We start from the raw sequence: 18,211 nt of genomic DNA on the forward strand, positions 1-18,211 counted from the left end.
AGGAGAACCTGCAGGTTCACGGGCACGTCAATAGCCCTTCCGGGTGTGCCCCATCCCTTTGTGAGAAGCCACATGTAGAGCCTCAGACCCGTGTAGGCTCCGAGCCCGAGACCTATCATCATAGTTATGCCCGAGGCTGAAAGGGCTGCAAAGCCAACGAGGAAAGCTCCTATGGTACAACCGAAGGCTAAGAAGGCTCCTATTCCCATGAGGGTCCCGCCGAAGGCGCCCATCAGGAACTCCTTAAAACTCGGTATGCTTATCCTGAAGTCTCCACCAAGAAGGGCTGATATGAAGGCGCCCAGCAGGAAAGCCCAGTTTACAAGCGCTGTGAACTGCCATATGGGACTCTGAACCTCCGCATCTGGGTAGAGTATGGGCTTGAGGATGTTGTCTCCCCAGATTATTATCCCGTTGGTGACAGCCCACGGAGCTCCCCACACGAACATCAGGACTACTATAAACCCCATGGTTATACCGCCAACCCAGGCGGGCCACTGCTTCCGGAAAAGATGTCCGTATATCTCCCTTATCGTCTCCATCTCGGCTCCTCCTCGGAATGTCTGAAGAAGTATGTTATTGAAATCATACTTATCCTGCTAAAAGAAAAACTTATAGGGCTATAACGCAAGGAAGAGACCGCCTCTCAGGCATGTGAGTCTAAAAGCTAATAAAATATATGTTTAACAGGCTCAAATTTTGCTTACAAACCTCTTGACAAGGGAAGCGGGGGTTAATATAATTTTCACTGAAATAAAAACGGAAGGAGGTAGCAAAGATGGCAAAACTGAAGCCCCTTTACGATAAGATCGTGGTGAGGCGCTTTGAGGAACAGGAGCAGAAAACTCCCTCTGGTATTATCATCCCGGACACAGCAAAGGAGAAGCCCCAGATGGGTGAGGTGATAGCGGTTGGAGAGGGTAAGCTTCTCAACAACGGAGAGCTCAAGCCACTCAAGGTGAAGGAAGGGGACGTGGTTCTCTTCAACAAGTACGCTGGAACCGAGGTTGAGCTTGATGGGGAGAAGTACCTCATCATGTCTGAGGACGAAGTCCTCGCTATAGTTGAGGATGCAAAGGTTACTGCCTGAAAAATTAAAACACTTATAAGGAGGTGTGAAAGATGGCGGCAAAGGGAATTATCTATAGTGAGGAGGCAAGGGCAAAGCTCAAGGCTGGTGTTGACAAGCTTGCAAACGCTGTCAAGGTGACCCTCGGTCCCAGAGGTAGGGAGGTCATCCTCGGCAAGAACTGGGGAACTCCTGTGGTTACCAAGGACGGTGTCACCGTTGCCAAGGAGATTGAGCTCAAGGACAAGTATGAGGACATAGGTGCCCAGCTGGTGAAGGAGGTTGCCTCCAAGACAGCGGACGTTGCCGGTGACGGAACTACCACAGCTACCATACTCGCTCAGGCTATATTCCACGAGGGTCTGAAGGCTATCGCCTCTGGCGCCAACCCGATGGACGTAAAGAGAGGTATAGACAAAGCTGTCAAGAGGGTTGTGGAGAGCATAAAGAAACTCTCCGTTGACGTTAAGGGAAGAACAGAGATTGAGCAGGTAGCCACCATATCCGCCAACAACGACCCTGAGATAGGAAAGATAATAGCGGACGCCATGGAGGCTGTAGGTAAGGACGGCGTGATAACCGTTGAGGAGTCCAAGTCTGCTGAGACGACCCTTGAGACCGTTCAAGGTATGCAGTTTGACAGAGGATATCTCTCACCTTACTTCGTAACCGACCCCGACAAAATGCAGTGCGTCCTTGAGGACCCCTACATCCTCATCTACGAGAAGAAGATATCCAACGTTAAGGACCTGCTCCCCGTTCTTGAGCAGGTGGTAAGGGCAGGAAAGCCCCTCCTCGTTATAGCTGAGGATGTTGAGGGAGAAGCACTCGCAACTCTCGTCGTGAACCACATAAAGGGCGTGCTCAGAGCCTGTGCTGTCAAGGCACCCGGATTTGGTCAGAGGAGGAAGGACTACCTCCAGGACATAGCTATTCTCACCGGCGGAACCGCCATAATGGAGGACCTCGGTATCAAGCTTGAGTCCGTCACCCTTGACATGCTCGGAAGGGCTGACAAGGTTGTGGTTGATAAGGAAACTACCACCATAGTTGGCGGTAAGGGTAAGGAAGAGGACATAAAGGCAAGGATAGAGCAGATAAAGAAGCAAATACAGGAGACGACCTCCGACTACGATAGGGAAAAGCTCCAGGAGAGGCTCGCCAAGCTCTCCGGAGGAGTTGCGGTTATAAGGGTTGGAGCGGCAACCGAGGCTGAGCTCAAGGAGAAGAAGGCAAGGGTTGAGGACGCTGTCCACGCAACGAAGGCTGCCGTTGAGGAAGGAATAGTCCCGGGCGGAGGTGTTGCCCTCGTCAGAGCCTCTGAGGAGCTTGAAGACGTAGAGATTGACAACGAAGACCAGGGTCTCGGTGTTGACATAATCAGGAAAGCTTGCAGAACTCCCCTCAGGCAGATAGCCTACAACGCAGGCTTTGAGGGCTTCGTCGTCCTTGAGAAGGTTATGGAGCTCGGCAAGGAGAAGGGCAAGACCTGGGGCTTCAACGCTGCAAACGGCGAGTACGTTGACATGATTGAGGCAGGGATAATAGACCCGACCAAGGTCGTCAGGACAGCCATAGAGAACGCCGCATCGGTGGCCGGAACTATGCTCACAGCGGAAGCCCTCATAGCGGACCTTCCCGAAGACAAGAAGAAGGAGATGACCCCAACCGACATGCCCGAGCTTGACTGACCTTAAACACTTCACTACCTAAGGGGGCTTCAAGCCCCCTTTTTTTATGCTTATATGCTTATAAGAACTTAAAGAAATTCTTATAAAATCGTTTCGCCTTCCTGTTTTATAATCTTGTTTGAAAATGGACACCGCTGGCTTAATAGCTAAGGCGCCACTCCCTTTCTTCCGCTGGTTCAGGGACTACTCCAAGGATAGCTTCATAAGGGACCTTATAGCTGGGATAACGGTCGCAGCGGTTTACGTCCCTCAGGCTATGGCTTACGCCCTACTCGCGGGCATGCCTCCCATAACCGGTCTCTACACAGCCTTTATAGCAACGATAGTTGCAGCCATTTTCGGGAGCTCAAGGTTCCTCGGGACCGGTCCGGTTGCCATGACCTGTCTGCTCTCCGCATCGGTTCTCTATGGGCTTAACCTTGAGCCCCAGACGGACACGTGGGTAGCCTACATGGGGCTCCTCGCCCTTATGGTCGGCATAGTCAGGCTTGCCGTTGGCGTCTTCAAGCTCGGCTTTGTGGTTGACCTCATATCAAACAGCGTGGTTATAGGCTTTACCGCTGCCGGTGCTATGGTGATAGCCCTGTCCCAGTTTAAGCACCTCTTCGGCTTTCCTATAACGAACACGACCCACATCTTTACCATAATCTCGGATATAGTCCAGAAGCTTGAGCTGACGAACCCTTACACCCTGAGCCTTGGGATCGGAGCCTACCTGATAATATGGGTATCCAAGCGTATAAGCCCCTACCTTCCGGGAGCCCTGATAGCCGTCGTCATAACCTCTGTAATAACCTATCTCCTGCACCTCACCGACAAGGGGGTCACGATAGTCGGGCACGTGCCTCAGGGGCTTCCAGACCCAAGCATGCCTCCCCTTGACCTTCAGAGCATGAGCAAGATGTGGGGTGGTGCCCTCGTCGTTGCCTTCTTCGGACTGATAGAGGCTGTTGCTATAGCTAAGACCCTTGCCATAAGGGTGGGTGATAGATGGGACCCCAACCAAGAGCTTATAGGACAGGGGCTCGCAAACGTTGCGGTAGCCTTCTTTAAGGGCTTTCCAGCTGGGGGTTCCTTTTCACGGTCCTCCCTAAACTTCGCCCTCGGAGCAAAGTCACCCTTGGCGAGCGTTATAACGGGTCTGCTTGTCGGAGCTACCCTCTTCCTCTTCGCCCCAGCCTTCTACTATCTTCCCAAGGCTACCCTCTCCGCCGTGGTTCTGTCCGCCGTTATAGGTCTAATAAGACCTCAGGATATCCTCAAGCTTTACAGGATAAACAGGATGGACGGCATGGTTGCGGGATTAACCTTCCTGTCCGTCTTCTTTATGGACCTTTGGGTTGCTATAACCCTCGGTGTGCTTCTGTCTCTGGGAAGCTTCGTTTACAGGACGATGTACCCGAGGATAGTCATCCTATCAAGGGACCCCGAGTCTGGAACCTTTGTGAACGCGGAGAAGAGGAACCTTCCCGAGTGTCCCCAGATACTCTACATAAGACCAAACATGTCAATATACTTCGGGAACGCTCAGTACGTTTACGATTACATCCTTGACAAGGTGAAGGAGAGACTCAGAAGATTACCACTAAAGTACGTGCTCATTGATATGGAGGCGGTTAACTACGTTGACGCAACGGGCTCTGAAACGATAATAAGGCTCATAAGAACCTTGAGAAGCCTCGGGGTTGAAGCTTCCTTCGCCAACATAGGCTGCGATGTCTATCCCCTCCTTGAGAACGCTGGCTTTGATAGGGTGGTGAAGCACGAGCTCGTCTTTGACTCAAAGGGTCAGTCCATAGTTGAGCTCTTCAAGAGGATAGACCACGATTACTGTGCCAAGGAATGTCCCTACGTCGTCTTCAAGGAGTGCCTGACGGTAAAGGGTGAAGCGGGTGAGGTTAAAAAGACAGCCTAAGACAGCCTGTCCCTGAACCACTCTATCGTCTTCTTCAGACCTTCCCTCACCGATACCTTCGGCTCCCAACCGAGGACCTTCTTAGCTTTGGTTATATCGGGCTTCCTTCTGTCGGGGTCATCAACGGGTCTGTCTAAGAAGACTATCTCAGACTCACTTCCCGAAAGCTCCAGTATCAGCCTGGCGAGCTCAAGCACCGTGTACTCCTCGGGATTTCCAAGGTTGAAGACCTCACCCTCTATACCCTCCTTTACCGAGAGGAGGTATATTCCCTCTACAAGGTCGTCTATGTAGCAGAAGCTCCTGGTCTGACTCCCATCCCCGTAAACGGTCAGGGGCTTTCCCCTCAGAGCCTGGCTAATGAAGTTTGGAACGACCCTGCCGTCTTCCATCCTCATACGGGGTCCGTAGGTGTTGAATATGCGGGCTATCCTGACGTCTATACCGTGTTCCCTGTGGTAAGCCATCGTCAGTGCTTCTGAGAACCTCTTCGCTTCGTCGTAAACACTCCTCGGACCTATAGGGTTTACGTTTCCCCAGTAGGTTTCGGGCTGGGGATGGACCTGGGGGTTTCCGTAAACTTCGGAGGTTGAGGCGAAGACGTACCTTGACCCCTTCACCTTTGCGAGCCCGAGGGTGTGGAGTGTTCCGAGGGAGTCAACCTTCATCGTGTGTATGGGATGGTTGAGGTAATCAACAGGGGAGGCTGGACAGGCGAAGTGGAGCACGAGGTCAACCTCACCCTCAATGTAGATGAAGTTGGTAACATCGTACTTCAGAAAGGTGAAGCCTTCCCTTCCAAAGAGGTGGGCTATGTTCTCTGGGCTTCCCGTCAGGAAGTTGTCAAGCCCGATTACCTTATGACCTTCTCTGAGGAACCTGTCGCACAGGTGTGAGCCTATAAAACCGGCTGCGCCGGTGATTAAGACACGCATGAATAGTATTCTATAATTCTTCTATGAAGAAGGTGGCGCTTACGGGAAATATCGGCTGTGGCAAGTCCACCGTTGCCCGCATCTTCTCCGAACTGGGTGCCTTTACCGTTGATGCGGACGAGGTGATAAGGTCCTTCTACAGGAAGGGTCATCCCGTTTACGAAGAGGTCATCTTAGAGTTCGGCAGGGAGGTCCTTGACCCAGAGGGCAACATAGACAGAAAAAAGCTCGCAGACGTGGTCTTTAAAGATAAAGAGAAGCTCAGAAGGCTTGAATCTATAACCCACAGGGCTCTCTACGAGTACCTTGATTCCCTTTACAAGGGACTCCCTGAGGATTCGGTTGTTGTGGTTGAGGCGAGCCTCCTTATAGAGAAGGGGACCTACAAGAACTACGACAAGACCGTGGTGGTCTATGCTCCCTATGAGGTGTGCAGGGAGAGGGCGATAAGGAAGGGCTTTACTAAGGAAGACTTTGAGAGGAGATGGAGAAACCAGATGGACATTGAGGAGAAGGTCAAGTACGCCGACTTCGTGATAGACAACTCGGGCTCCCTTGAGAATACGCGCAGGCAGGTTGAGGAGGTTTTTAAGAGGATAAAGGAGGACCCGCCAACTACTCCTCCCTGACGGAAGGAGCTTGTAGGTGAGGTTAGCCATGCATAGCACAGCCAACACTCCCTACATAGGGACGGTTGACAGCGCCCCACCGGGAGGGACTTGCCTCTCCCGGTCCCGACTTCCCTTCAAGGGAAGCCAGATAGTTCTTTCCGCTTTCGTATACCCCGAAACCGTTTCTCCCCACTTTGGAGGAGAGTGCCTTTGGGGTTATAGCCATTCTACATATTACTTCAATATCTGTGGATATTCAAGTGCGGTCTCCTCCCCCACCTTACGGAAGGAGTCTCCGACCGCAAGGAGGTAAAGATGAAGGTTATAGTTACGGGAGAGCCGGGGGTAGGCAAGACGACCCTCGTTAAGAGGGTGGTAGAGGGTCTTGGAGACAGGGCTATAGGCTTCTGGACTGAGGAGGTCAGGGACCCAAAGACAAGGAAGCGCGTGGGCTTTAAGGTGGTCACCACCGAGGGGAAGGAGGCGCTCTTTGCGAGCAAGAGGTTCACCTCAAAGCACCTCGTGGGCTCCTACGGCGTCAATGTGAAAAAGTTTGAAGAGCTCGTGCTTCCCGTCCTTGAAAGGGCTCTCAGGTCTCCGAAGGGCAGGGTTGTCGTCATTGATGAGGTGGGTAAGATGGAGCTCTTCTCAAAGAGGTTCAGGGAGCTCGTCAGGGAGCTTGCTACAGACCAAAAGGTGAACCTGCTGGCTACCATACCCATAAGAGACGTCCATCCCTTGGTGAAGGAGCTCAGGAGGCTCCCGGATGCGGTTCTCATAGAGCTCAGAAGGAGCAACAGGGAGGGCATGCACGAGGAGGTCCTGAAACTTTTAACGTGAAATTAAAGCCTTGTATTAACACATGTTCAGAGGTAATCTTAACTCTGATGAAGAAGAGCTTTAGAGTTGAGGGGATGACCTGCGTTAACTGCGCCCGAACTATTGAGATAGTTCTGAGGAAAAAGAGCGGGGTGAGGGATGTTGAGGTCTCCTTTGAGCTCGGGAGGGTCAAGGTTGATTTTGACAGCTCAAAGCTCTCAGAGGAAGACATAGTCAGGACTATAGAGAACCTCGGCTACCGAGTCCTTGAGGAGGAGAGTCCGAGGACAGACCTCTATGTTCTCCTCTTCTCGGGCTTCTCAGCCTTAGCGATAACCCTACTTATGTTCTACCCTGTTCCCAATGCTACCTACCTTCAGTTCCTACTCTCTACCCTCGTTCAGGTTTTTGGAGGGTGGAAGTTCTACTCTGGAGCCTACAACTCTCTCAAGAACGGCGTTGCAGGAATGGACGTCCTCATATCCCTCGGAACTACAGGCGCATACCTTTACAGCCTCCTCGCCCTCCTCAACCTCGTTCCCGGAGCTCCCTTCTTTGAGACGAACGCCTTCCTCATAACCTTCGTGAGAGCTGGTCGCTTCATTGAGGAAAGGGCTAAGAAGAGGGCTGTCAGGCTCCTCAAGAGTCTCCTCTCCTCCCAGAACAGCGAGGTTACTGTCCTTGAGGATGGCAGGGAGGTGAAAAAGAACGTGAGGGAGGTATTCAAGGGCGAGGTGGTCGTGTGTAGGGGTGGGGACATCGTTCCCCTTGATGGAATCGTTGTAAGAGGGCAGGCGTATGTATCTGAGGCTATCCTAACGGGAGAGCCCGAGCCGGTTCCAAAGCTGGAGGGAGACAGGGTTCTAAGCGGTTCGGTTGTTGAGGAGGGCTATATAGAGATAAAGGTGGAGGCAAGCTACGAGGGCTCCTATCTCTCCAAGATAGTGAGGATGGTTGACAGCGCTCTTTTGGAGAAACCCAAGGTCCAGAGGCTCGCCGACAGGGTTTCCCACTACTTCGTCCAGGCGGTCCTTCTTATAAGCGCTCTGACCTTTTTCCTGTGGATAAAGCTGGGAGGGAGCCTTGAACAGGCTGTTCAGTTTTCCCTCGCCGTCCTCGTGGTCTCCTGTCCCTGCGCTCTGGGGATAGCCACCCCCCTTGCCATCGTGGTGGGCATATCCAGAGCCCTCTCAAGGGGAATCCTTATAAAGAAGCCCTCTTCCCTTGAGCTTCTGTCCAAGATAGACGTCCTCGTCTTTGACAAAACGGGTACCTTAACCGAGGGCAGGTTCAGGGTCGTTAGGTGTGACCTCAAGTCCCCCGAAGCCCTTGATATAGCCCTCACCATGGAGTCCCGCTCCAATCACCCAGTAGCCAAGGCTATAAAGGAGTACGCCCTCAAGCAGGGAGCAAAGGAGGTTGAGCTGGTGGGATGCAGGGAGGTGGTCGGGGAGGGTATCAGGTGCGGTGAATACTTCATAGGAGGCTACGAGGTGCAGGGGGAGGACTTCTGGAAGCCTGTAGCCCTGAAGAAGGGAGAGGAGGTGCTTGCCCTCTTCTACCTGAAGGACACCCTGAGACAGGAGGCAAGGTACGTTGTCGGTGAGATAAAGAAGATGGGGATAAAGACCCTCCTCCTTTCGGGTGATAAGAGGAGCAGCACAAAACTTGTGGCTGAAGAGCTTGGCTTTGACGATTTCGTAGCAGAGGTTAAGCCCGAGGAGAAGAGGGAGTTCATAAAGTCTCTTCAGGACAGAGGTCTGAGGGTGGCTATGGTTGGAGACGGGCTCAACGATGCTCCAGCCCTCGCTCAGGCGGATCTCTCCTTTGCTGTTGTGAGTGGGGCTGACATAACGAAGCAGACGGGGGATATAGTTCTCCTCTCAGGGATAGGTAGCCTGCCAGAAGCCTTCAGGCTCGGTCTTGCTGTGAACAGGAAGATAAAGCAGAATCTCCTCTGGGCTTTCCTTTACAACGTGGTGGGAATACCCATCGCCGCAGGGCTCTTCTTCAGGTTCGGTCTCTACCTCAAACCCGAGATAGCGGGTCTCATGATGGCTCTCTCCTCGGTGAGCGTAGTTGCCAACACCGTGCTGATGCGCTCAGGTTCTAAACACCGATAGGCTATAATATCTTTCTTACTACCTTCTGGAGGAATAGGAATTGTACAAGGTGCTTATAACCGACCCGATATCTCCAAAGGGAGTTGAGCTTCTCCAGAGAGAGCCGGATGTTGAGGTTTACAACGAGCCCGACATATCCTACGAGGAGCTCCTTGAGATAGTTGGAGACTTTGACTGCATAGTGACGAGGAGCCGAACGCCCGTTACCAAGGAGCTTTTAGACAGGGCTAAGAGGCTCAAGGTTGTTGGAAGGGCTGGTGTTGGGGTTGATAACGTTGATATAGAGGAGGCAACCAGAAGGGGAATACTCGTTGTAAACACCCCCGGTGCGAACACTATAGGTGCTACAGAGCTAACCCTCATGCACATGCTCACCATAGTTAGGAACGGGCATAGAGCCCACGAGTCCCTCCTCCAGCACAGATGGGACAGGAAGAAGTTTATGGGAACTGAGCTCTACGGAAAGACCCTTGGCATAATAGGCTTGGGAAACATAGGCTCTCAGGTGGCTATAAGGGCTAAAGCCTTCGGCATGAGCGTCATGGCTTACGACCCCTACATACCTCGGGAGAAGGCGGACAAACTCGGTGTAAAGCTCGTGGATAACCTCCACGATATGCTCAAGGATTTAGATATCCTCACTATTCATGCTCCGCTGACCCATGAGACGAGGAACATGATAGGAGAGAGGGAGTTTGAGCTCATGAAGGAGGGGGTTTACATAGTGAACTGTGCGAGGGGAGGCATAGTTAACGAAGAGGCTCTCCTGAAGAACTTGGAGAGCGGTAAGGTGAAGGGTGTCGCCTTGGATGTCTTCTCCAAAGAGCCCCCACCTCCGGAGTTTGTGGACAGGCTCAAGAGGTTTGAGAACGTTTCCCTCTCCCCCCACATAGGGGCAAACACCCACGAGTCCCAGGAGAACGTAGCCGTGATAGTAGCTCAGCAGGTGATAAAAGCCCTCAAGGGGAAGTCTCCCGAGTACGTGGTTAACGCTCCATTCCCCGACCTTTCCGTCCTCACTCTCATAAAGCCCCACCTTGACCTTGCGGAGAAGATGGGAAAGTTCATGGTCCAGTGGGCTGAAGAGGGAATAAGGGAGGTTCACATAGAGGTAAGGGGAGACATATCCGACCACTTCCACCCAATATCCGCAGCTGTTCTGAAGGGAATACTTGAGGAGGTGGTTGACTTCCCCGTCAACATAATAAACGCTACCTACGTGGCTAAAGACAGGGGTATAAAGGTTGAAGAGCTTTCCTCCGAAGAGGCGGCAGACTTCAAGCACTACATAAAGGTTGTGGTAAGAGCTGACGGAACTGAGAAGGTCGTTGCGGGAACCGTCCTTGAAGGACAGCTCCTGAGGATAGTTCAGATAGACAGGTACAGGGTTGATATAGAACCCGAGGGGATACTGCTTGTCTTTGAGAACAAGGATGTCCCCGGTGTCATAGGAAAGATAGGCTCTGTGCTCGGGAGTGCCAGCGTCAACATAGCCGGCTTCAGGCTTGGAAGGGAAAGGAAGGGGGGCATAGCTTTGGGAATACTCAACCTTGATGACCAGGTTCCCGAACACGTGATTGAGGACCTAAAGAGCATACCGGAGATACTCTTCGTTAAACAGGTGGTCCTGTAAGCATAGATTTAAGAGTATGCGTCTCCAAAACCAGACGGGTGTAAAGGACTTTCTTGAGAGGCTTCACCGAGAGGGCAAGATTCCGGGCTCCCTCCTCTTCTACGGACCACCCGGTGTAGGGAAGACTACGGCAGCCCTTGATTTCGCCAAAGGTCTCCTCTGCCTTGAGGGGGTTCCCTGGGGGTGCGGTGATTGCGCCTCCTGCAGGCACGTTGAAAAGTTCGTAGAGGACGTAGCTTCAGGAAGCTGGGAAGAGCTCTCCGTTTACGAAGAGGTGGGAGGGAAGAACGTCTTCGTTTACCTGATGGGTGAGCATCCAGACCTTATATACGTTCCGCCCTCTGGAACGGGTATAAGGATAGACCAAGTACGGGCGCTTAAGGAGTTCTCTTACATAAGACCAGCCCTCTCAAGGAGGAAGGTTGCCCTCATTGACGATGCCCACAGACTTACCAAGGAATCGGGAAACGCCCTCCTTAAGGTTCTTGAGGAGCCTCCCCTTGATACAGTTCTCATCTTAATTTCCGAAGGTAAGGAGAACCTCCTGCCGACCATACTCTCAAGGACCTTTCAGGTTGAGTTCTCGCCCCTTGAGGAGGGAACCTTCTACGAGCTCCTCGGCAGAGAGGACAGAGAGATATACGAGCTCTCAGTGGGGAGCCTCACCCTTGCGAAGGACCTCTTAGAGAAGAGGGAGGTTCTCAGTCTTGCAGAAAGCTTTCTTAGCCTGAAGCCAGAGAAGGTATACGATGTAGCCCTGAAGCTTGATAAGATGGATGATAGGGAAAGGGAGCTCTTTCTCAACGTCCTTGAGGAAAGGGTAAAGGTAACTTACCTGAAAAAGGGAATAAATTATGATAGATTTGAGATGATTGTGAGGAGGATATCCGAGCTAAGGAGCGGGCTCGGAAGAGGATTGAGGTTTAGCCTCGGCTTGCTGACCCTTTACTCCCTGTGGAGGTAGCCATCATGAATTACATAAAGGTAAAGAGCCTGGACACGAACAAGATAGGTGTCCTTGAGGACTGCGAGGAGGAGCTCAAGAGGGACGAGGTGGTGGTGATAGAGTCGGAGGAGAAGGGCGAGGACGTTGTAAGGGTTCTGGGACCTTCTAAGGAGGATGCCCTCACGGGCATAAGGTACAAGTTCGTCCGCAGGGCTACCGATGAGGACCTCAAGGTTCTCAGTAGGAACGAGAAGGAGAGCAAAAAGGCGTACGAGACCTGCAAAAAGAAGATAAGGGAGCAGGGGCTTGATATGCACCTCCTGAAGGCTTACATTCCCTTAAGCTCAAAGAAGATATTCTTCTACTACACCGCAGAAGAGAGGGTGGACTTCAGGAAGCTCGTCAGGGACCTCGCCCGCATATTCAGGAAGAGGATAGAGATGAGGCAGGTTGGTGTCCGGGATGCTGTCCAGATACTTGGATGGGTCGGTCTCTGCGGAGAAGTTCCCTGCTGTATGAGGTTTATGGAAAGGTTTGACTCCATATCTCTCAAGGATATTGAGGAGCAGAACCTCCCCCTATCTCCCTCCAAGTTCACAGGTCCCTGCGGCAGGCTGATATGCTGTCTATCCTTTGAAAAGGACAATTACATAGTCAAGCACCTTTTACCCGAAAAGGGTTCCGAGATATGCATAGATAAGAAGGTGGGCAGGCTCCTTGAGGTAGACCCTCTAAGGAACACACTCTTGGTGCAGTTTGAGGACAGGGCTAAGGAGTTTAACCTTGAAGAGGTCTTGCCCAAGGGCTACGAGAGAGCCATCAAGAGCTGCCAGTCCTGCGGAGGTTGCTGCAGGAGATTTTCGGGGGACCAGGTAGAGTATGAGATTGCAACGCATAATTGAGAGTGAGCTCAACAGGCTCTTCGTATTTGAGCTTGAGGACGGCTTCGCCGTGGAGGCTGTTCACTACAGGGGCGATACCCTGTGCATCTCAACCCAAGTAGGGTGTGCGGTCAGGTGCAGCTTCTGCGCCTCTGGGAGGCAGGGGCTTCTCAGGAACCTCTCCGCTCAAGAGATAATCTCTCAATACGAGGAGGTGAGAACCCTGTATCCGGTTAGGAGGATAGCCATCGCAGGTATAGGCGAGCCCCTTGCAAACTGGAGGAACGTCAGACTGACTTTCATGCTCTTCAAAGAGAGGGGGCTCAAGGTTTCCTTCTACACAACGGGCTTTCCCCTTCAGAACTTGAGGGAGCTCCTCTCCCTTCCCCACAACGGAGTTAGCCTCTCCATCCATTCCCTGAGAGAGGACCTCAGGAGGAGGCTTATGCCCCATGCGGGAAGGCTTTCGGACCTTCTCTCACACCTGAGGGAGGTCCTGCCAACCCTTAGCAGAAAGAGGAGGAAGAAGATAAGCTTGGCTTACCTTCTCCTCAAAGGTGTGAACGACTCCCAAAGGGAGCTGGAGCTTCTGGGGAGGCTCGCTAAGGAGCTGGAGGTTGGCGTTACGCTCCTTTACTACAACGACGTGGCTGGCTTCAGGTCCGTCAGCCCCTGGGAGTACGAGGAGGCTTTCCTCTTCCTGAGGTCAATGGGGGTGAGGGTGACCCTCTCAAACCGCTTCCGCAAGGACCCCCTCGGGGGGTGTGGGACCTTAACCGTAGGTAGATTTGCCGATATAGATAGAGAGGAGGCTAAGGTATGAGAGTAGTTGCCCTTGGAGGAGGGACAGGTCTATCAACCCTGCTGAAGGGTCTGAAGAAGGAAGTTGGCGACAGCATAAGGGAACTGACAGCCATAGTTACCGTCGCCGACAGCGGCGGGAGCACCGGCAGGCTCAGGAAGATATACAACATACCAGCCCCGGGAGACATAAGGAACTGCATAGTAGCCCTCTCCGAGAGCGAGGAAGTGATGCAGGACCTCTTTCAGTACCGCTTCAAGGGAGACGGTCTCGGAGGACACGCCTTCGGGAACCTCTTCCTCACAGCCCTGACCGACATAACCGGAAGCTTCCTTGAGGCTGTTAGGCTTACGTCCCACATACTTAGGACCAAGGGGAGCATAGTCCCGTCAACGGCGGAGGACGTTCACCTCGTAGCCAGGTTCAGCGATGGGGAGGTAGTTCAGGGTGAGGAGAACATAACAGAATACGGCAAGAAGGGGGGTGCGAAGATTGAGGACATATGGATAGAGCCCAAGGAAGCCAAGGCTCCCATTGAGGCGATAGCAGCTATAGAGACCGCGGACCTCCTTATCTTTGGACCGGGGAGCCTCTTCACCAGCATAGTGCCAAACCTTCTCATAGAGGATATAAGGGAGGCTGTAAAGAGGAGCAAGGCTGCCCGCCTCTTCATCGTCAACGCTATGACCCAACCGGGAGAGACCGACGACTTCACAGCCTACGACCACCTTGATGCCTTCAGGAAATTCACGGGTATAGACAGGATTGATGGCGTCATCGTGAACACGAAGATGCCCCCCAACAGCGTCCTCAGAAAGTACCTTGAGCAGGGACAGGAGCCCGTTGTTCCAGACGTTGCCCGCATAGCGAAGGAAGGTGTAGCCGTCTTTGCGGAAGACCTCATAGGTGAGAAGGAGAGCTTCGTCCGTCACGACCCCGACAGACTCACAGACCTTATAGTCAGAGCTGTCCGGAATGAGATACTTTCTGGAGTTTGATACCTCCCTCCTTCCCCAGGAGGAGGCTCAGATAGTAATATGTGGAAGCGGCATAGGTGGACTTACCTGCGCCATAGTCCTGAAGGAGCTCGGTCTGAGTCCCGTCCTGCTAACGAGGGGTATAGGGAACACCTACTACTCTCAGGGTGGAATAGCGGGTGCGGTCCATCCAGGTGACAGCCCCTACGCCCACTTCCTTGATACCCTGAGGGCTGGCAGGTATCTGAACGATGAGAAGAACACCGAGATACTCGTTAGCGATGGAGTCCTCAGGATAGCGGACCTTGAGCGGTGGGGGGTTAAGTTTGACAGGGAGGGAGATTCCTACGCCACCACCACCGAAGGTGGTCACTCCTTCCCGAGGGTTCTCAAGGTAAAGGACTACACGGGCAGGGAGATATACACCAAGCTCCTCAGAAGGGTTCAGGAGCTTGATATTCCCATAGCTGAAGGTGAGCTTCAGGAGATAGTTGGTGACGATGAGGTCAGCGGTCTCATATACAGGAAGGGAGGAAGCCTGCGCTTTGTGAGGACTGGTGCCCTTGTGCTGGCTACAGGTGGGGCTGCTTCAATGTTCAGGCACACCTCAAACCCTTCAACTGTAAGGGGGGACGGGATAGGAATAGCCTTCAGGGCTGGGACTACCCTGAGGAACCCGGAGTTCGTCCAGTTCCACCCAACGGTCCTCAGGGGAACCAACCTTCTGATATCGGAGGCTGTGAGGGGCGAAGGTGCCCACCTCATAGATGGCTCCGGGAGGCGCTTCGTTGATGAGCTCCAGCCGAGGGACGTGGTTGCGAGGGCTATATTCAACGTCCTCAAGCACGGCGGCGAGGTCTTCCTTGACCTCAGACCTCTCATTGAGAAGGGTATAGACATATCCCAGCGTTTCCCGACGATAGCTTCATTCCTGAGGGAGAGGGGTCTGGACCCTACAAAGCCCATCCCAGTGGTTCCCGCAGCCCACTACTACATAGGCGGTGTGGAGGTTGACAGCTTTGGAAGGACAGCCCTCAGGGGGCTGTACGCTGTAGGAGAGTGTACCTGCACGGGTGTCCACGGCGCGAACAGACTCGCATCCAACTCTCTCCTTGAGGGGGTTGTATTCGGTTACAGGACAGCCTACAGGCTGTACATAGACCATAAGTTCTTAAAGCCGGGAGGGGCGAAGTTCCGAAGCAGACGGGAGGGAAAGGGAGGACCGCCCTGCAGCTTTGAGGAGCTCAGATCCCTGATGTGGGAGAAGGTGGGGCTTGAGAGAAGCGGTGAGGAGCTGACAAAGGCGAAGCACCTTATAAGGAGGTGGATAGAGAGGGGCAGGCGTATGGAGCCTACCTTTGAGAACCGACAGCTCTACGACCTTCTCCTCGTAGCCTACGCCACCGTTGAGGGTGCTATATCAAGGAGGGAGAGCAGGGGCGTTCACTACAGGTCCGACTTTCCTCAGGAGCGTGACGTCTTCAGGAGGGACACCCTACTCCACAGGGACTTCCTTGAGCTCTGAGGGAGATCATATTGACAAATTCTACTAAATGAGAATAATTATCATTAACTAAAATCAGGAGGTAAGAGAGATGTATGAAGTCAGGATAGGAAAGAAGGTACCAAACTTTGAGCTGGAGATCTACGACCCTAAGACGAGGAGCTTTGGTAAGCTCTCACTGGAGGACTTCCTGAGGGAGAGAAGGTGGTTGATACTCTTTTTCTACCCTGCGGACTTTACCTTCGTATGCCCCACCGAGCTGTCGGACCTCGCCCAGCACTACGATGAGCTTGTAGCCTTAGGAGCTGAGGTTGTCTCCGTATCAACGGATACGAAGTACGTTCACCTCGCCTGGCGGGATGCGGAGAAGCTCCTTGAGAACGTTAGATACCCAATGGGGGCTGACCCCACGGGAAGGGTATCAAGGATGTTCAGCGTGTATGACGAAGATACAGGTATGTCTCTTAGGGGAACGTTCATAATAAATCCCGATGGGATCCTTGTCAGTTCGGAGATTAACTACTACAATGTTGGAAGGAATGCCGAGGAGCTCGTCAGGAAGATGAAGGCGAACGTTTACCTGATGAGCCACCCTGAGGAGGCGTGCCCGGCTAAGTGGGAGCCGGGTAGGAAGACCCTGAAGCCCTCGGAAGAGATTGTGGGCAAGGTTTACGAAGCCCTTGAGGGATAGTGGCACGTTGTTTGCAATAGGACCTAACAGGAGGTAAGGGAATGGGTGTTGACTTTGGACTCAACTACCAGCCCGAGGAGCTCTACGATGTCATCATCATCGGCGCCGGTCCCGCCGGCGCCACCGCCGCCATATACACAGCCCGTGCCGGGCTCAAAACGCTTGTCCTTTACAGGGCAGAGGCTGACGGAGCTCTCGGCGTAACCCAGCAGATAGAGAACTACCCGGGTGTTCAGGGACCCCTCTCCGGCTATGACCTTCTGAAGATAATGAGGGATCAGGCTAAGAGCTTTGGGGCTCAGTTCGTCCGGGGAAAGGTGATAGCTACCGACCTGGCGGGAGAGGTCAAGAAGGTCTTTACCATTGACGGAAGGGAGTTCAGGGGAAAGGCTCTCATAGTAGCCTCGGGAGCTATGGAGAGGGCAAACAAGTTCAAGGGAGAGGACGAGTTCCTCGGAAGGGGCGTATCCTACTGCGGTGTATGTGATGCCGCCTTCTTCAAGGACCAGCCCGTGGCTGTTATAGGTGAGGACGACTATGGCATAGAGGAGGCTCAGTTTATAGCGAGGTTCGCCAGCAAGGTTTACTTCGTTGTTCCCGGAAGCAGGATAAAGGCACCTCAGGAGGTGATTGAGGAGTTTAACGAGCTTGAAAACGTTGAGGTGCTCCTCCGCCACAGAGTTCTTGAGATAGTTGGGGACCAGCTGGTGAGGGGACTCAAGCTCAAGGACCTCTCCACGATGGAGGAGAAGACCCTTGAGGTAAACGGCGTATTCATATTCCTCGGGGGGACGAAGCCGTCGGTGGACTTCCTCATGGGTCAGGTTGAGATGACAGAGGGGGACTGCATAGTGGTGAATGAGGAGATGATGACCTCAGTTCCGGGTGTCTTCGCCGCCGGTGATGTTCTGTGCACCAACATAAAGCAGGCGGTTATAGCAGCCGCTGACGGCTGCAAAGCTGCCCTTGCGGTTGACAAGTATGTGAACAAGAAGGCTAAGATAACCTCTCAGTGGTAGAAATCATGGGGGCGTACGCCCCCCGTCCTATTTAAACCCTTGCCGCCTCTTGAGGGCTCGGTAGCCAGACGTCCATTCCGTTGTCCTTAGCCCATCCCTGAGCCACTTCGTAGGCAGCCTTGGCGGTGTTTATGTTCTTCTCTATGAGCTCCAGCTTCTTCTTGAACTTCCTCTCTATGGCGGAGTCAAGGGACATCGTTCCACCTGAGGCGACGAACTTCTTCAGGAACCTCGCCTTTATGCCTTCCTCTATGGAGTCCATACCGACTATCTGGGTAGCTCCAAAGAAGGCACCGAGCATAGCCATGTTGGTGGCGAGCTCAGTCCCGGCTATCTCCATGGCGAACTTCGTAGCTGGGAAGTTGAACACCTTGACGTTCATAGACTCAAGATACTCGTGGTCCCTGTCGGTGAGGAGGTCTTCCTCCGTGTTCACTATTATCAGTCCGTTCTTCTTTATTCCCGAGTAGAAGGGCATGGTGTAGGATTTTCCCATCGTGATGACCTGGGAGTGGAAGACCATTATGACGTCGGGGTAAACGACCTCACCCCTGTCGTATATGGGGTCAATCCCTATCCTCACGTAGCTCTCCGC

The 18,211-nt window shown here is 53.0% G+C and carries 17 protein-coding genes; 14 read left to right on the forward strand and 3 right to left on the reverse strand.

What is annotated here, in order from left to right:
* Positions 1 to 542: YeeE/YedE thiosulfate transporter family protein (locus AC1HCM_RS09015; RefSeq protein ID WP_479461431.1), on the reverse strand; the 542-nt coding region annotated here is incomplete at its 3' end.
* A gap of 236 nt (positions 543 to 778) precedes the next feature.
* Between AC1HCM_RS09015 and groES the strand changes: the two genes are divergently transcribed.
* From groES to AC1HCM_RS09030, 3 genes are all read left to right on the forward strand, one after another.
* The gene (groES, locus tag AC1HCM_RS09020) at positions 779 to 1,090 is read left to right on the forward strand and encodes a co-chaperone GroES (RefSeq protein WP_464323376.1); all 312 of its coding nucleotides are present in this window, start codon (positions 779 to 781) and stop codon (positions 1,088 to 1,090) included.
* Between the two features lie 32 nt (positions 1,091 to 1,122).
* Positions 1,123 to 2,760, forward strand: coding sequence for a chaperonin GroEL (gene groL / locus AC1HCM_RS09025; protein WP_479461432.1), 1,638 nt, complete (start codon positions 1,123 to 1,125; stop codon positions 2,758 to 2,760).
* Positions 2,761 to 2,884: 124 nt separating this feature from the next.
* Positions 2,885 to 4,675: a SulP family inorganic anion transporter gene (locus AC1HCM_RS09030; RefSeq protein ID WP_479461433.1), complete on the forward strand. Its 1,791-nt coding sequence runs from the start codon at positions 2,885 to 2,887 to the stop codon at positions 4,673 to 4,675.
* Here the strand turns inward: AC1HCM_RS09030 and AC1HCM_RS09035 are convergent.
* The gene (locus tag AC1HCM_RS09035) at positions 4,672 to 5,610 is read right to left on the reverse strand and encodes a UDP-glucuronic acid decarboxylase family protein (RefSeq protein WP_479461434.1); all 939 of its coding nucleotides are present in this window, start codon (positions 5,608 to 5,610) and stop codon (positions 4,672 to 4,674) included. The two genes, AC1HCM_RS09030 and AC1HCM_RS09035, sit on opposite strands and share 4 nt — an antisense overlap.
* Before the next feature lie 23 nt (positions 5,611 to 5,633).
* On the opposite strand from AC1HCM_RS09035, the gene coaE reads away from it, so the two are divergent.
* The 11 genes from coaE (at position 5,634) to trxB (ending at position 17,616) form a co-directional block, all read left to right on the forward strand.
* Positions 5,634 to 6,239 (forward strand): dephospho-CoA kinase, encoded by a 606-nt coding sequence (gene coaE / locus AC1HCM_RS09040; RefSeq protein WP_479461435.1) that lies wholly within the window; start codon positions 5,634 to 5,636, stop codon positions 6,237 to 6,239.
* 297 nt (positions 6,240 to 6,536) lie between these two features.
* Positions 6,537 to 7,061: an NTPase gene (locus tag AC1HCM_RS09045; RefSeq protein ID WP_479461436.1), complete on the forward strand. Its 525-nt coding sequence runs from the start codon at positions 6,537 to 6,539 to the stop codon at positions 7,059 to 7,061.
* Between the two features lie 47 nt (positions 7,062 to 7,108).
* Entirely contained in the window at positions 7,109 to 9,163 is a 2,055-nt protein-coding gene (locus tag AC1HCM_RS09050; protein ID WP_479461437.1) for a heavy metal translocating P-type ATPase, read from the forward strand.
* 40 nt (positions 9,164 to 9,203) lie between these two features.
* On the forward strand, positions 9,204 to 10,796 hold the full coding sequence (gene serA / locus AC1HCM_RS09055) for a phosphoglycerate dehydrogenase (protein WP_479461438.1): 1,593 nt from the start codon (positions 9,204 to 9,206) through the stop codon (positions 10,794 to 10,796).
* Between the two features lie 16 nt (positions 10,797 to 10,812).
* Complete coding sequence (locus AC1HCM_RS09060) at positions 10,813 to 11,760, forward strand: DNA polymerase III subunit (RefSeq protein ID WP_479461439.1); 948 nt, start codon at positions 10,813 to 10,815, stop codon at positions 11,758 to 11,760.
* A gap of 5 nt (positions 11,761 to 11,765) precedes the next feature.
* Entirely contained in the window at positions 11,766 to 12,644 is an 879-nt protein-coding gene (locus tag AC1HCM_RS09065; RefSeq protein WP_479461440.1) for a PSP1 domain-containing protein, read from the forward strand.
* The gene (locus AC1HCM_RS09070) at positions 12,622 to 13,446 is read left to right on the forward strand and encodes a radical SAM protein (RefSeq protein WP_479461441.1); all 825 of its coding nucleotides are present in this window, start codon (positions 12,622 to 12,624) and stop codon (positions 13,444 to 13,446) included. The genes AC1HCM_RS09065 and AC1HCM_RS09070 overlap by 23 nt, the downstream gene beginning before the upstream one ends.
* Positions 13,443 to 14,423: a gluconeogenesis factor YvcK family protein gene (locus AC1HCM_RS09075; protein ID WP_479461442.1), complete on the forward strand. Its 981-nt coding sequence runs from the start codon at positions 13,443 to 13,445 to the stop codon at positions 14,421 to 14,423. The genes AC1HCM_RS09070 and AC1HCM_RS09075 overlap by 4 nt, the downstream gene beginning before the upstream one ends.
* The gene (locus AC1HCM_RS09080) at positions 14,401 to 15,927 is read left to right on the forward strand and encodes an L-aspartate oxidase (protein WP_479461443.1); all 1,527 of its coding nucleotides are present in this window, start codon (positions 14,401 to 14,403) and stop codon (positions 15,925 to 15,927) included. Before AC1HCM_RS09075 ends, AC1HCM_RS09080 begins: the two co-directional genes overlap by 23 nt.
* A gap of 70 nt (positions 15,928 to 15,997) precedes the next feature.
* Positions 15,998 to 16,597, forward strand: coding sequence for a peroxiredoxin (locus AC1HCM_RS09085; protein WP_479461444.1), 600 nt, complete (start codon positions 15,998 to 16,000; stop codon positions 16,595 to 16,597).
* Between the two features lie 41 nt (positions 16,598 to 16,638).
* Positions 16,639 to 17,616, forward strand: coding sequence for a thioredoxin-disulfide reductase (gene trxB / locus AC1HCM_RS09090; protein ID WP_479461445.1), 978 nt, complete (start codon positions 16,639 to 16,641; stop codon positions 17,614 to 17,616).
* 31 nt (positions 17,617 to 17,647) lie between these two features.
* Here trxB and AC1HCM_RS09095 read toward each other — a convergent pair.
* Positions 17,648 to 18,211: 2-oxoacid:acceptor oxidoreductase family protein (locus AC1HCM_RS09095; RefSeq protein ID WP_479461446.1), on the reverse strand; the 564-nt coding region annotated here is incomplete at its 5' end.

This window comes from Hydrogenivirga sp., from assembly GCF_056450045.1.